The sequence below is a fragment of the Streptomyces sp. NPDC017246 genome (genome assembly GCF_044331325.1).
Lineage (GTDB): Bacteria > Actinomycetota > Actinomycetes > Streptomycetales > Streptomycetaceae > Streptomyces.
In genome coordinates this window covers 25,678-40,255 of sequence record NZ_JBIRMW010000001.1, presented here as the reverse complement: position 1 = coordinate 40,255, position 14,578 = coordinate 25,678, and the positions used below count along the sequence as shown (strand labels likewise).

The window sequence follows — 14,578 nt, the reverse complement described above, 5'->3', positions numbered from 1 at the left end:
GTCGGGATGCCTCAGGGCATGGGGGACACTGGACGGGCACCAGCAGCCGTACCCGGACAGGAGCCGACCCCCATGCCCCGCCTCGCCCTCTTCGCCCTCGTGGTCTGCGCCCTGGCCGTCGCCGCGGCCGTCGTCTCCTTCGTCGAGGGCAGCTTCCTCGGCGTCGTCTGGATTCTGATCGCCGGGCTCTCCTCCAACATGGCCTGGTACTACGTCCGCCGCGCGAGGATCGAGAAGGCGGCGGCGGCCGAGGCCGTCGGGGCGTAGCGGCTCAGACCTGGCAGAACTCCGGCGCGTCCTGCCAGAACCGGAACAGCTGCGAGCCGCAGTAGCGGGAGCTGTCCGGCACGCCGAGCGACTGCAGCAGCGCGTCGATCGCGTCGAAGAAGGCCGCGTTGACCGCCGGTACGAACAGCAGCGCGATCACGATGAAGAAGCCGTACGGCGCGTACGGCTCGATCTGCCGCTTCACCTTGTACGACAGCCAGGGTTCGAGCACCCCGTACCCGTCGAGCCCCGGCACCGGCAGGAAGTTCAGCAGCGCCGCGGTCACCTGGAGGAACGCCAGGAAGGCCAGCGCGAACTGGAACGCCGGCGGCACGCCGTCGAGGGCGTCCAGCCAGAACGGTGCCGTGCAGACCACGGCGAAGAGCACGTTCGCCAGCGGGCCCGCCGCCGAGATCAGGCTGTGCTTCCAGCGGCCCTTGACCCGGCCCTGCTCGATGAAGACCGCGCCGCCGGGCAGACCGATCCCGCCCATGATCACGAACAGCACCGGCAGCACGATGCTGAGGACGGCATGGGTGTACGCGAGCGGGTTCAGGGTCAGATAGCCCTTGGCGCCCACCGTGATGTCCCCGCCGTGCAGGGCCGTACGGGCGTGCGCGTACTCGTGCAGACAGAGCGACACCACCCACGCCGAGGTCACGAAGAGGAAGACCGCCAGGCCGGGCGAGGCGGCGAAGTCCGTCCACACCGCCCAGCCGGTGACGGCCATGACGGCGAGGATCGCCAGGAAGACGGGGCTGATCCGCCGTTCGTGGCGCCGGGTGGTGGCCGTGGTCATCGCGGAAGCTCCCAGGGGACGAAGGACTGAAGGACGCCTGACGGCGGGGTCGTACGGGCCTGACGCGAGCGCCTGATGTGCGGGAAACGTACCGGGCGGCGGGGGGAGTTCCGAAGTCGGGGACCCTCTCACGGAGAATGGGCCCGTGCGCTACTCCGTCCTCGGCCCCACCCTCGCCCACGCGCCCGACGGCACCGACGTGGCCGTCGGCGGCCCGCGGGTCCGTGCGCTGCTCACCGTCCTCGCCCTGCGGCCGGGCCGGACCGTGCCCGTACCGGACCTCGTCGACGAGGTGTGGCACGGCGACGAACCGCCCGCCGACGCGGTCGCCGCGCTCCAGGCCCTCGTCGGCCGGCTCCGCAAGGCCGTCGGCCGCGACCGGGTGATCTCCGCCGAGGGCGGCTACCGGCTCGACGCCCGGCCGGAGGACGTGGACACCCGCCGCTTCGAACGCCTCGCCGCCGAGGGAGTGGCCGTGCTCGCGGCCGGCGACCCGGCCCGGGCCGCCGGCCTGCTCGACGAGGCCCTCGGGCTCTGGCGGGGGCCCGCCCTCGCCGATCTGCCGGACCGGGAGGCGGAGGCCGCCCGCTGGGAGGCCCGCCGTCTCGACGCCCGGCGGGCGAGGCTCGACGCGGCCCTGGGGCTCGGCGAGGCGTCCGCCGCGCTCCCCGAGCTGACCGCCCTCTGCGCCGCCCGCCCCCTGGACGAGCCGCTCCAGGCCCTGCGGATCCGCGCCCTGCGGGACACCGGACGGGCGGCCGAGGCCCTCGCCGCGTACGAGTCGGTCCGGCGTGCGCTCGCCACCCGCCTCGGTACGGATCCGTCGCCGGCCCTGCGCGCCCTTCACGCGGAGCTGCTCGCGGGACCGAAGGCCCCCGCGTCCGCACCCACGCCCTCCCGCGAGCCCGCGTCGGCGTCCGGCCCCGGGCCCGACGCGTCGGCGTCCGGCCCCGCGCCCGCGCCCGTGCCGAAGCCGGAACCTCCGGTCCGGGGAAACCTGCACGCGCGGCTCACCAGCTTCGTCGGGCGCGACGAGGAGATCGCCGCCCTCCGGGACGACCTGCGCACGGCCCGGCTGGTCACCCTGCTCGGGCCCGGCGGCGCCGGGAAGACCCGGCTCTCCCAGGAGGCCGCCGAGCGCGGGGCCGAGGCCTGGCCGGGCGGGGTCTGGGTCGCCGAACTCGCGCCCGTCACCGACCCCGAGGCCGTCCCCGAGGCCGTCCTCGCGGCCGTCGGCGCCCGCGAGACCGTCCTGCGCGGTGCGGGAGCCGAGGAGCTGAGGGCGGGGACCGACCCGCTCGCCCGGCTCGTCGAGCACTGCGAGGGACGCCGCATGCTGCTGCTCCTCGACAACTGCGAGCACGTCGTGGCCGCCGCCGCCGAGCTGGCCGACACCCTGCTCGCCCGCTGCCCCGACCTGCGGGTTCTCGCGACGAGCCGCGAGCCGCTGGGAGTGCCGGGGGAGGTGGTGCGGCCTTTGGGTCCGCTGCCGGCGGGGACGGCGCTGCGCCTGCTGGGGGAGCGGGGTGCGGCGGCGCGCCCCGGGTTCGCGGTGGGTGAGGATCCGGAGGCGGCCGAGGAGATCTGTCGCCGTCTCGACGGTCTGCCGCTGGCGATCGAGCTGGCCGCGGCCCGGCTGCGGATGCTGACGTCGCGGCAGATCGCGGACCGTCTGGACGACAGGTTCCGGCTGCTGACCTCGGGGGCGCGGACGGTGCTGCCGCGGCAGCAGACCCTGCGGGCGGTGGTGGACTGGTCGTGGGAGCTGCTGGACGGGGCGGAGCGGGCGGTGCTGCGGAGGCTCGCGGTGTTCACGGGCGGCTGTGATCTGGCGGCGGCGGAGGCGGTCTGCGCGGACGACGCGGCCGGTGGCGTACCGGACGTACTGGATCTTCTGGGAGCGCTCGTCGACAAGTCGCTGGTGGTGGCCGGTCCGGGCCGGGACGGCGAGGGGATGCGGTTCCGGCTGCTGGAGACGGTCGCCGAGTACGCGGGGGAGCGCCTCGACGAGTCCGGGGAGCGGGCGGCCGTCGAGCGGCGTCATCTGACGTACTACCGCGAGCTGGCCCGAAGCACCGATCCCCAGCTGCGCGGCTTCGGCCAGGTCGCCGCGATCACCCGCTTCGGGGCCGAGTACGGCAATCTGCGCACCGCCCTGCGCCGCGCCGTCGACGGCCACGACGAGGACGAGGCGCTCGTCCTCGTCCACTCCCTGCTCTGGTACTGGCAGATGCGCGATCTGCGCTCCGACGCCCTGCACTGGGCGCGGGCCGCCGCCGCCCTCGGCCCCGACCCGTTCACCCCGCCCGCCGCCCCCGTAGTCCCCCTGCACGAGCCGTGCACGGCCGCGCCGCCGCCGCTCTCCGAGGAGCAGCGCTGGGAGGCCCGGCGCGGGGTGCGGCTGGTCGAGCTGATCAACATGGATCACGAGACCGGGCGCTGGACCAGCCCCGGCGGTGTGGAACGGCTCCGGGAGATGACCGCCGTCTACGAGCCGGGCCTGCCCCAGGCCTCCCGGCTGCCCGGCTCCCTCGCCGTCTTCGCGGTCCTCCTCATCGGAGAGGCCGGCCGGCTCCGCGAACTGCTCGACACGACCATCGGCTCCTGCCGCCGCTACGGCTACGACTGGGAGCTCGCCAACGCCCTCCAGATGCGGGCCAACATGTTCGCCAACCGGGGTGACCAGGCCGCCGAGGCCATCGCCGACGCCGACGAGAGCCTGGCTCTCTTCGTCCGGCTCGGTGACTCCTGGGGTGCGGCCGAGGCGCTCTCCTCCCGCGCGGAGGCCCATGAACGGCGGCTCGAGTTCGAGGACGCGGCCGAGGACTTCGCCGCCGCCATCGCCTACGCGGAGCGGATCGGCGCCCAGTCGCAGATGGCGCTGCTGCGGGCCCGGTACGCCGGGACGCTCGTGGAGACCGGGCGGATCGGCGAGGGCGAGGCGATTCTGCGCGGGATCGTGGACGGGGACCACGGCTGGGGCCACGAACCCCTGCTCGGCGCCCGTATCTTCCTCGCCCTGGCGCTCGGCCGCAGCGGTCGCACGGCCGAGGCCCGCGAGCAGCTGCACGCGCTCCGGGGGGAGTTCGGCTCCGAGACCCTCTCCATCTTCGAGGGCTTCACGCTCGGCAGCCTGGGGTGGCTGGACGCCCTCGACGGACGGTACGAATCCGGCCTCGCCCTGGCCGCGGAGGCGTACGAGCGCTCTCTCGGCTCACTGTCGTTGATGGTCGCCCCGCAGATGCCCGGGGTCCATCTGGTCACCGCGGCCTGGGCGCTGGCCGGTATCGGCGGCCCGGAGACGCGGACCGGGGCGGTGCTGCTCGGGGCCAGGGACGGCCTGGTGCCGCCGGGGCACCTCGCGCCGCCGATGGAGCGGGAGAACCTGGCGCGGGCGACGGAGCTGACCCGGTCCGTCCTCGGCGAGGAGGCGTTCGCGGTGGCGTACGCGGAAGGCGACGGCCTCTCCTTGGAAGAGGCCGCCGCCCTGCTCGGTCGCGCCGCCGACGCGATCAGTGAGCGCGCCGAGTCCTGAACCCCCGTGGGAGTCCCGGCCGGGACTCCCGTGTCGGACTCAGGTCTTCTTGCGGAACTTGGTCACCGCCAGGGGGGCCGTGACGACCGTGATGGCCAGCGCCCAGCCGAGGGTCATCCACACGGAGTGGGCGACCGGGCCGCCGTTGATCAGGTTCCGGGCGGCGTCGGCGAGGTTCGACAGCGGGTTGTAGTCGGTGAAGGCCTCCAGCCAGCCCGGCATCGAGGCCGTGGGGGCGAAGATCGAGGAGCCGAACTGCAGCGGCATCAGGACCAGCATCGCCATGCCCTGGACCGCCTGGGCGGTCTTCAGGGTGAGGCCGAGCAGGATGAAGATCCACATCAGCGACGCTCCGAAGACCATCGAGAGCCCGATGGCGGCGAGCAGGTGGAAGAACGAGGTGTGGATCTCCAGGCCGAGCAGGAATCCCATGCCGAGCAGGATCGCGGTGGCGATCAGCATCCGGCCGACCTCGACGACGATCTTCGCGATCAGGACGGAGGACCGGGCGATCGGCATCGTCCGGAACCGGTCCATGACCCCCTTCTTGAAGTCGTCGTTGATGCCCACGCCGACGGCCATGGCGATGTTCATGCCCATCATCGCCATCAGGCCGGGCGTCACGTAGTTGACGTAGACGTCGTTGTTGCCCTTGCCGGAGATCGCGCCGCCGAAGACGTACACGAAGAGCAGGATGAAGATGATCGGCATCAGGACGGCGTCGAACATCGACTCCGGGTCCTGCTTGATCTGGAGGGCGTTGCGCCGGGCCAGGGCGCCGATGTGGCGCAGGTTGGCCCGCAGGCCGATCCGGCCCTCGGCGGCGGGCTCGCGCCGCGCGGCGGCCGGACTCGGGGATCCGACGGGGGACTTGGTGACCGTGGTCGTGCTCATGCGGCGACCTCCTCGTTGATCTCGTCGGAAACGGTGGACTTCTCGCCGGTGATCGCCAGGAACACCTCGTCCAGGCTGGGCAGGTGGGTGCCGATGTGGGCGATCCCGAAGCCGCGCGCGCCGAGCAGCGCCACGACGGCGGTCAGCTGCTGGTCGGTGAGGATCGGCACGTACAGCGCGCCCTCGTCGGGGACGACGGTCGAGCCGGCTACACCGTCGAGCCCGGTCTCGCGGAGCGCGGCGGCCATGGCCCCCAGCTGGTCCGGGTCCACCGGGCGGACCTTCAGGGTCCGGCCGCCGACCTTGGCCTTGAGCTCGTCGACGCCGCCCTTGGCGATGACCTTGCCCTTGTCGATGACGGTCAGCTCGCTGGCGAGCTGCTCCGCCTCCTCCATGTACTGGGTGGTGAGGAGGACGGTGACGCCCTCGGAGACCATCCGCTGGACCTCGTCCCACACCTCGTTGCGGGTGCGGGGGTCGAGGCCGGTGGTCGGCTCGTCCAGGTAGAGGACGGCCGGCTGTCCGATCATCGAGGCGGCGAGGTCGAGGCGGCGCCGCATGCCGCCGGAGTAGGTCATCGCGGGCCGCTTGGCCGCTTCGGTGAGGGAGAAGCGCTCCAGCATCTCGTCGGACCGGCGGCGGGAGTCGGCGCGGGAGAGGTCGAGCAGCCGCCCGATCATGTACAGGTTCTCCCAGCCGGAGAGCTTCTCGTCGACCGAGGCGTACTGACCGGTGAGGCCTATGGTGCGGCGGAGCTGGCGGGGGTGCTTCACCACGTCGTACCCGGCGACGACGGCGGTGCCGGAGTCCGGCACGAGGAGGGTGGAGAGACAGCGGACGAGGGTGGTCTTCCCGGCGCCGTTCGGGCCGAGCACGCCGAGGACGGTGCCCTCCCGTACGTCCAGGTCGACCCCGTCGAGGGCCTTGGTGGCGCCGAAGTGCTTCACGAGGCCCCGGACCTCGACGGCGTTGGTGTGTGATCGCGTCATGGCCCTTACTAGACCAGCCGCCACCGACAATCCCCCGACAGACGACCGACAGCCCGCCGATGGGGGATGTCGGCGGGCTGTCGGGTGGTGCCGCGATGGCTAGTGGAAGGTGTGCTCCTCGGCGGGGAACACCCCGCCGCCGACGTCCTCGGCGAAGGCGCGCGCGGCGTCGCCGAGCGTCTCGCGGAGGTTGGCGTACTGCTTGGTGAAGCGCGGGACCTTGCCGCCGGTCAGTCCGGCCATGTCGGTCCAGACGAGCACCTGGGCGTCGGTGCCGGCGCCCGCGCCGATCCCGACGGTCGGGATGTGCAGCGAGCGGGTGACCTCGGCGGCCAGTTCGGCCGGTACGAGCTCCAGGACGACCGCGAACGCGCCCGCGTCCTGAGCCGCCTTGGCGTCGCGGAGCAGCTTGTGGGCGCCCTCGTCGGAGCGGCCCTGCACCCGGTAGCCCATGGTGTTCACGGACTGCGGGGTGAGGCCCAGGTGGGACATGACGGGGATGCCGGCCTGGACGAGGAGCTCGGTCTGCGGCAGCGAGCGCTCGCCGCCCTCCAGCTTGATCGCGCCGACGCCCGCGTCCTTGACCAGCCGGGTGGCGTTGCGCAGGGCCTGGACGGGCCCTTCCTGGTACGAACCGAAGGGGAGGTCGCCGACGACGAGGGCGCGCCTGGTTCCCCGGACGACGGCGGCGGAGAGCAGCGTCATCTCGTCCATCGTGACGGGCACGGTGGTCTCGTAGCCGAGGTGACAGTTGCCCATGGAGTCGCCGACGAGGATGACCGGGATGCCGGCCTCGTCGAAGACGGAGGCGGTCATCGCGTCGTAGGCGGTCAGCATGGGCCACTTCTCGCCGCGGGTCTTGGCCGCGGCGATGTCGTGGACGGTGATGCGGCGTGTGCCCTTGCCGCCGTACAGCGCCTTGCTGCTGTCGGCGGACGGGTTCTGGGCAGCCTGAAGCGTCATGGTCAACGGCTCCTTGTGTCATCTCGAGGCGCCCTGACGGCGTCCCCGGACCACATCCATGGTGGCACTTCGCCGGGCGGGCGGGGAAGTGGGCCGGAGTGGCGCTGTTCACACCGGCGCGGCGGCGGGGGGTTCACTGCGGCGGGGGGTTCATTCGCCCGCAACGTAAAGACTCGGTCAGGACTTTCGATACGAGACGGTCTCGTATCGAAATTGCCTTACGGTGGTGGGCATGTCACAGCCGTCCTCTCCATCCGCCGCGCCCCGTATCCCCGAGGCGGTCCACCGCCGCCGCTGGGCCGTCCTCGGCGTCCTGATGCTCAGCCTGCTGATCGTCGTCCTCGACAACTCGATCCTGAACGTCGCGGTCAAGACGATCGCCGCCCCCGCGCCCACCGGAATCGGTGCCACCCAGAGCGAGCTGGAGTGGGCGATCAACTCCTACACGCTCGTCTTCGCCGGCCTCCTCTTCACCTCCGGCCTGCTCGGCGACCGCCTCGGCCGCAAGAAGGTGCTGCTCTTCGGCATCACCGTCTTCGGCATCGGCTCCGCCCTCGCCGCGCTCTCCGGCTCCCCGGGCGAGCTCATCGCCTACCGGGCCGTCATGGGCCTCGGCGCCGCGTTCGTCATGCCCGCGACCCTCGCCGTCCTCATGAACGTCTTCGAGCGCGACGAGCAGCCCAAGGCCATCGGCATCTGGGCCGGCAGCGTCGGCCTCGCCATCGCGATCGGCCCGATCACCGGCGGCATCCTGCTCGAACACTTCTGGTGGGGATCGATCTTCCTCATCAACGTGCCCGTGGTGCTCCTCGCCCTCGCCCTGATGATGTGGCTCGTCCCCGACTCCCGGGACCCCGAGCCCGGCCGGATCGACATCCCGGGCGTGCTGCTCTCCGTCGTCGGACTCGTCCTCCTCGTGTACGGGATCATCCGCGGCGGCGAACTGGCGAGCTTCACCGACCTCACCGTCCTCGCCCCGGTCCTCGGCGGCCTCGCCGTCCTGATCCTCTTCGTCCTCCACGAGCGGCGCAGCGACCACCCGGCGATCGACATGACCTACTTCAAGCGGCCCGCGTTCTCCGCCGCCGTCGCCGCGATCGCGCTCGTCTTCTTCGCCCTCATGGGCGTGACCTTCTTCTCCGCCTTCTACCTGCAGAGCGTCCGCGGCTACAGCGCGCTGCAGTCCGGCCTCCTCATCCTGCCGCTGGCCGTCGCGCAGATGGTCTTCGCGCCCCGGGCGCGGCTCGTCGTCGAGCGCTTCGGCGCCAAGGCCGTGTGCACCGTCGGCATGCTCCTCGTCGCCCTCGGCCTCGCCGCCTTCGCCTTCTTCGACGCCTCCACCCCGGTCTGGGTCCTGGAGGTCGTCTTCTTCCTCCAGGGCGCGGGCATGGCCCACATCATGCCGCCGGTCACGGTCGCGATCATGCAGGCGCTGCCCCGCGAGAAGGCAGGCTCCGGCTCGGCGATCAACAACACCTTCCGGCAGGTCGGCGGCGCGCTCGGCGTGGCCGTCCTCGGCTCGCTGCTCTCCTCCACGTACCGCGGGGAGATCGAGGGACACCTGGGCGGCGTCCCGGAGGCCCTGCGCGCCACGGCGGGCGAGTCCGTCGAGGCCACCCTCGCCGTCGCGGAGAAGCTCGGCCCGCAGGGCCGGGGCCTGGTGGCCCCCGCGTACGAGGCCTTCCTGAACGCCATGCACGTCACGGCGATCGCCTCGGCGGTGATCGGTGTGATCGGCGCGGTGGTGGTCGCGGTCTTCCTGCCGGGCCGTACGCCGGCGGACGCCGCCGGCCCCGGCGCTCCCGGCCCCACGGCGCCGGGCGCCGGACCCGAGGGCGACGCCCGGCGGGCCTCCGTGCCCGGCCCCGCCTCCGAGGCGGGAGAATCGGCCCGACGGTAGAACCCCCCAGTGCCCGGAAGCGGCCGGACCCCCGGAAGCGGCCGGACCCCGGACGAGAGTGGAGCGCACGTGTCGCGGCAGGACGGCGGGACCCCCGGAACGCCCGGGACCTCCGGGACTCCCGGAAATTTCGGAGCCCCCGGAACTCCTGGAACGCCCGGAAGCTCCGGGACTCCCGGGACTCCCGGGACCCGCGGGGCCTCCAGGACCCCCGGGGCCCCCGGGACCCCGGAAACCCCCGGCACCCCGGAATCCCGCGGCGACGCGCCGGCCCCCCGGCGTGGTCGTCCCCGGAGCGAGGGGGTCGAGCGGGCCGTCTTCGACGCGGTCGTCGGGCTCCTTGACGAGGGCATGCCGCTCGCCGAGCTGTCCATCGAGCGGATCGCCCGCACCGCCGGGGTCGGCAAGGCCACCATCTACCGCCGCTGGGCCGGCAAGGAGGAGCTCTTCGTCGACCTGCTCCGCTCGGTGGAACCCCCGGACCCCGTGCTCCCCGGCACCTCGGTCCGGGGCGACCTGGTCGTCCTCCTGGAGTCGCTGCGCGAGCGCGGAATCGCCAAGCGGACCTCCAGCGTGCTCCACAACGTGTTCGCGCAGATGCAGCTGTATCCCCGGCTGTGGGAGGCCTACCACCTCACCGTCATCGAACCGCGCCGCCGCCTCGGCCTCGACACCGTGCGGCGCGGGATGGAACAGGGGGAGATCCGCGACGACCTCGACGTCGAGTTCGTCAACGACCTCCTCACGGGACCGCTGCTCCTGCGCACCGTCATCCGCCCCGGCTCCTCCCTGGAGCCCGGCCTCGCCGAGCGGGTCGTCGACACCGTGATGGAGGGGCTGCGCCCGCGCCCCTGACTCCCCGCGAAGGCCCGGATCCCGGGCCAAATGTGCGCGTTCTGTCACAGCCCGCCCGTACGCGCCACCTGCAGGAACCCGCCACGCCACCGGTGTCGTCCCTCGGGACGTACGACGGACCCGTCATCGCCTAGTGTCGACGTCGGGTCACGGAGCAGGCAGCAAGGCAGCACGGCAGCAAGGCAGTGAGGACGGGCGATGGCGCGGGTGGACATGACGGAGACCGAGCAGGGCGGCACGGGGAACGAGCCTCCCGCCTCCCGCTTCCGGACCGCCCTCGACGGGCTCCGCCGCGACCGCGGGATCTGGCGCCGGGGCATCGTCCTCGCGCTGTTCGCGGTCGCCCTGACCCTCCTGATGGTCTTCCACTCCGACATCCCCAACCGGATCGGCAACCTGGGCAGTCTCACCGAGACCTTCCTGCCCTGGCTCGGCCTCTTCGTCCCGGTCCTGCTGGTCCTCGCCCTGCTGCGCCGTTCCGCCACCGCCCTGATCGCCCTGCTGCTGCCGGCCGTGGTCTGGCTGAATCTCTTCGGCGGGCTGGTCGCCGACAAGTCCTCCGCCGGCGGCGACCTGACCGTCGCCACCCACAACGTGAACGCCGACAACCCGGACCCCGAGGGCACGGCCCGCGGGCTCGCCGAGTCCGGCGCCGACGTCCTGGCCCTGGAGGAGCTGAAGGGCGACATGGTCCCGGCGTACGAGAAGGGCCTGGCGAAGGCCTACCCGTACCACTCGGTCCAGGGCACGGTCGGGCTGTGGAGCAAGCTGCCCCTGCGCGCCGCGCAGCCGGTCGACATCCGGATGGGCTGGACCCGCGCCATGCGCGCCACCGTCGTCACCCCGAAGGGCGAGGTGGCGGTGTACGTCGCCCACCTGCCGTCCGTCCGGGTCAAGCTGAACGCCGGCTTCACCGCCAGCCAGCGCGACGTCAGCGCGAACGTCCTCGGCGAGGCCATCTCCGACGACCGGCACGAGCGGATCATCCTCCTCGGCGACCTCAACGGCACCATGAACGACCGCGCGCTCAACGCCGTCACCTCGCAGCTCCGCTCCACCCAGGGCGCGGCCGGCGACGGCTTCGGCTTCAGCTGGCCCGCCGGGTTCCCGATGGCCCGCATCGACCAGATCATGGTCAAGGGCGTCGAGCCGATGTCCTCCTGGGCCCTCCCGGAGACGAAGAGCGACCATCTCCCGATCGCGGCCCGGGTGAAGCTGTGAGCCACCCCTCGGGGAGCCGGGAAGAAAAGATCTGAGAGCCTTTGTTCCGTTGAAGAACTATCTTCCGGAAAGGCTCCACCCATGCCCCTGGCGCTGCTCGCGCTCGCCGTCTCCGCCTTCGGCATCGGCACCACCGAATTCGTGATGATGGGCCTGCTCCCGCAGGTCGCCGACGACCTCGGCACCTCCGTCCCCACCGCCGGGTACCTCGTCTCGGCGTACGCGATCGGCGTCGTCGTCGGCGCCCCGCTGCTCACCGCCCTCGGCTCCCGCATCCCGCGCAAGCGGATGCTGCTCCTGCTGATGGCCCTCTTCACGGTCGGCAACCTGGCCTCCGCGCTCGCCCCCGGCTTCGGCTGGCTGATCGCGGGGCGGATCCTCGCCGGGCTTCCGCACGGCGCCTTCTTCGGCCTCGGCGCGGTCGTCGCCGCCCGGCTCGTCCGCGAGGGCCGGCAGGCCCGGGCGGTGGCCACGATGTTCCTCGGCCTGACCGTCGCCAACATCCTCGGCGTACCCGCCGCGACCCTGCTCGGACAGCACCTCGGCTGGCGGGCCACCTTCCTCGTCGTCTCCGTCATCGGCCTGCTCGCCATCGCCGCGCTCGCCCGCCTCGTCCCGCACGTCCCCGTCGACGGGCGCCAGGGCCTCGGCCGCGAGGTGCGCGCACTCGGCCGCCCGCAGGTGCTGCTCGGCCTGCTCACCGCCGTCTTCGGCTTCGCGGGCGTCTTCGCCGTCTACGCGTACCTGGCCTCGATGACGACCGAGGTGATGGGCTTCGGCGACTCCACCGTCACCGTCGTCCTCGCCCTCTTCGGCCTCGGCATGACCGGCGGGGCGCTCGCCGCGGGCCCGCTGACCGACCGGGCGCTCCGCCCGACCCTCTACGGCTCGCTCGGCGCCCTCGTCCTCACCCTGGTCGCCTTCCGCTTCACCGTCCACGTGCCCTGGCTCGCCCTGGTCACGGTGGTGGTGCTCGGAGCGGTCGGCTTCATGACCACCACCCCGCTCCAGATGCTCGTCATGAACAAGGCCAAGGACGCCCCCACGCTCGCCTCCGCCTCCAACCACTCCGCCTTCAACCTCGCCAACGCGGGCGGCGCCTGGGCGGGCGGCGCTGCCGTCGCCGCCGGCTGGGGCTGGACCTCGCCGGCGCTCGTCGGCGCGGGACTCACGGTCGTCGGCCTGGCGGTCGCGGCGGTCGCGGGGCTCCTCGACCGCGACGGCGGTACGCGGAAGGGGGCCTCCCGCGTGGTCGCGGGAAGCCCCCTCGGGGCGGCCGGGCGGGAAACCGAACCGGCCGTCAGCCGGCCGGGGCCTCCCGCCAGCGGTTCGTGACCGGCAGGCGCCGGTCCTTGCCGAAGCCCTTCGCCGAGATCTTGGTGCCCGGCGGGTACTGGCGCCGCTTGTACTCGGCCGTGTCCACCATCCGCAGCGTCCGTGTGACCAGCTCCGCGTCGAAGCCGGCGGCCACGATCTCGTCGAGGCCCCGGTCCTGGTCCACGTACAGGGCGAGGATCGCGTCCAGGGTGTCGTAGTCCGGCAGCGAGTCCGTGTCGACCTGGTCCGGGCGCAGTTCGGCGCTGGGCGGCTTGGTGATCGAGCTCTCCGGGATCGGCGGGGTCTGGCCGCGCTCCTCGGCCGCACTGTTGCGCCAGCGCGCGAGCCGGAACACGGTCGACTTGTAGACGTCCTTGATGGGCCCGAACGCGCCGACGGAGTCGCCGTACAGCGTCGAATAGCCCACCGCCAGCTCGGACTTGTTGCCCGGCGCGAGGACGAGATGGCCCTCCTGGTTGGAGAGCGCCATCAGCGTCGTGCCGCGCAGCCGCGACTGGAGGTTCTCCTCCGCGAGGCCGGTGAGCCCGAGCGAGCCCATGTAGGCGTCGAACATCGGCTCGATCGACACCGTGCGGTAGTGGAGGCCGGTGCGGCGGGCCAGCTCGGCCGCGTCGCCGCGCGAGTGGTCCGAGGAGTACTTGGAGGGCATCGACACCCCGTAGACGTTCTCCGCCCCGAGCGCGTCGCAGGCGATGGCCGCGACGAGCGCCGAGTCGATGCCACCGGAGAGGCCGACGATCACCGAGCGGAAACCGTTCTTCGCGACATACGCGCGGACCCCGATGACCAGCGCCGAGTACACCTCCTCGTCGTCGTCGAGCCGGTGCGCGTAACCGCCCGTCAGCTCCGGCTCGTACGACGGCAGCGGCTCCTCCGAGAGCACCGCGCGATCGATCCGCAGCCCGTCGTCCACCACCCCCTCCGGGGCCGCCGGGTCCGCCGCCGGAAGCTCCAGGTCCAGGATGACGCTGCCCTCGACGAACTGCGGGGCGCGCGCGATCACTTCACCCGCCGCGTCCACCACGATCGAGTCGCCGTCGAAGACCAGCTCGTCCTGGCCGCCCGTCATCGCCAGATACGCGGTGACGCACCCGGCCTCCCGGGCCCGCCTGCGGACCAGGTCGAGCCGCGAGTCGTCCTTGTCCCGCTCGTACGGCGAGGCGTTGACCGAAAGCAGCAGCCCCGCCCGCGCGCTGCGCGCCGCCGGGACCCTGCCCCCCTCCTGCCACAGGTCCTCGCAGATCGCCAGGGCCACGTCGACCCCGTGGACCCGGACGACCGGCAGGGTGTCGCCCTGGACGAAGTAGCGGTACTCGTCGAAGACGCCGTAGTTCGGGAGGTGGTGCTTGGCGAAGCGCAGCACCACCTCGCCCCGGTACAGCACGGCGGCGGCGTTCTCGGGCGAGCCGGCGGGCCGGCCGAGCCGCGGCTCGGCCCGCTCGGAGCGGTCCAGATAACCGACGACGACCGGCAGCTCCCCGAGGCCCTCGTCCGCGATCCGGCGGGCGAGGCCGCGCAGGGCCGTGCGGGACGCCTCGACGAAGGAGGAGCGCAGCGCGAGGTCCTCGACGGGGTATCCGGTCAGCGCCATCTCGGGGAACGCGACGAGATGCGCGCCCTGTCCGGCGGCGTGCCGGGTCCAGTGCACGATCGCCTCGGCGTTCCCGGCGATGTCTCCGACGGTCGAGTCGATCTGATTCAGGGCGAGGCGTAGTTGAGGCACCCGCCCAGTGTAATCGTCAGACCGACGCGATGTCCTGGGAAACGGCTGCGGAGGCGGTCGCGGAGGGCGGGGCGCGAGGCCTTCCGCCGACGCC

General features: G+C 72.8%; 11 protein-coding genes. 6 read left to right on the top strand and 5 right to left on the bottom strand.

All coding sequences use genetic code 11. The annotated features are described in order from the left end of the window. Window positions 1-18: 18 nt before the first annotated feature. Window positions 19-267 carry a hypothetical protein gene (locus ACH4MY_RS00165; RefSeq protein ID WP_397995274.1) on the top strand — a complete coding sequence of 83 codons (249 nt, stop codon included), beginning with the start codon at window positions 19-21 and terminating at the stop codon, window positions 265-267. A gap of 4 nt (window positions 268-271) precedes the next feature. On the opposite strand, the gene ACH4MY_RS00160 is transcribed toward ACH4MY_RS00165, so the two are convergent. Then, the gene (locus ACH4MY_RS00160) at window positions 272-1,066 is read right to left on the bottom strand and encodes a site-2 protease family protein (RefSeq protein ID WP_397995272.1); all 795 of its coding nucleotides are present in this window, start codon (window positions 1,064-1,066) and stop codon (window positions 272-274) included. A gap of 145 nt (window positions 1,067-1,211) precedes the next feature. On the opposite strand from ACH4MY_RS00160, the gene ACH4MY_RS00155 reads away from it, so the two are divergent. Next, window positions 1,212-4,601, top strand: coding sequence for an AfsR/SARP family transcriptional regulator (locus tag ACH4MY_RS00155; protein ID WP_397995269.1), 3,390 nt, complete (start codon window positions 1,212-1,214; stop codon window positions 4,599-4,601). Between the two features lie 39 nt (window positions 4,602-4,640). On the opposite strand, the gene ACH4MY_RS00150 is transcribed toward ACH4MY_RS00155, so the two are convergent. From ACH4MY_RS00150 to panB, 3 genes are all read right to left on the bottom strand, one after another. Then, complete coding sequence (locus ACH4MY_RS00150) at window positions 4,641-5,495, bottom strand: ABC transporter permease (protein WP_397995266.1); 855 nt, start codon at window positions 5,493-5,495, stop codon at window positions 4,641-4,643. Next, window positions 5,492-6,484: an ATP-binding cassette domain-containing protein gene (locus ACH4MY_RS00145; protein WP_397995263.1), complete on the bottom strand. Its 993-nt coding sequence runs from the start codon at window positions 6,482-6,484 to the stop codon at window positions 5,492-5,494. Before ACH4MY_RS00145 ends, ACH4MY_RS00150 begins: the two co-directional genes overlap by 4 nt. Before the next feature lie 99 nt (window positions 6,485-6,583). After that, window positions 6,584-7,447: a 3-methyl-2-oxobutanoate hydroxymethyltransferase gene (gene panB, locus ACH4MY_RS00140; protein ID WP_397995260.1), complete on the bottom strand. Its 864-nt coding sequence runs from the start codon at window positions 7,445-7,447 to the stop codon at window positions 6,584-6,586. A gap of 232 nt (window positions 7,448-7,679) precedes the next feature. Here panB and ACH4MY_RS00135 point away from each other — a divergent pair, with 232 nt between their 5' ends. The 4 genes from ACH4MY_RS00135 to ACH4MY_RS00120 all read left to right on the top strand — a co-directional run bounded on the left by ACH4MY_RS00135 (window position 7,680) and on the right by ACH4MY_RS00120 (window position 12,758). Beyond that, a complete protein-coding gene (locus tag ACH4MY_RS00135; protein WP_397995257.1) occupies window positions 7,680-9,347 on the top strand; it encodes an MFS transporter in 1,668 nt (555 codons plus the stop codon). A gap of 69 nt (window positions 9,348-9,416) precedes the next feature. After that, on the top strand, window positions 9,417-10,202 hold the full coding sequence (locus tag ACH4MY_RS00130; RefSeq protein ID WP_397995254.1) for a TetR/AcrR family transcriptional regulator C-terminal ligand-binding domain-containing protein: 786 nt from the start codon (window positions 9,417-9,419) through the stop codon (window positions 10,200-10,202). Between the two features lie 198 nt (window positions 10,203-10,400). Further along, entirely contained in the window at window positions 10,401-11,423 is a 1,023-nt protein-coding gene (locus tag ACH4MY_RS00125) for an endonuclease/exonuclease/phosphatase family protein (protein WP_397995252.1), read from the top strand. Between the two features lie 81 nt (window positions 11,424-11,504). Next, on the top strand, window positions 11,505-12,758 hold the full coding sequence (locus ACH4MY_RS00120) for an MFS transporter (protein ID WP_397995249.1): 1,254 nt from the start codon (window positions 11,505-11,507) through the stop codon (window positions 12,756-12,758). On the opposite strand, the gene ACH4MY_RS00115 is transcribed toward ACH4MY_RS00120, so the two are convergent. Further along, window positions 12,724-14,484: an NAD+ synthase gene (locus tag ACH4MY_RS00115; RefSeq protein ID WP_397995247.1), complete on the bottom strand. Its 1,761-nt coding sequence runs from the start codon at window positions 14,482-14,484 to the stop codon at window positions 12,724-12,726. The two genes, ACH4MY_RS00120 and ACH4MY_RS00115, sit on opposite strands and share 35 nt — an antisense overlap. Between the last annotated feature and the right edge of the window lie 94 nt (window positions 14,485-14,578).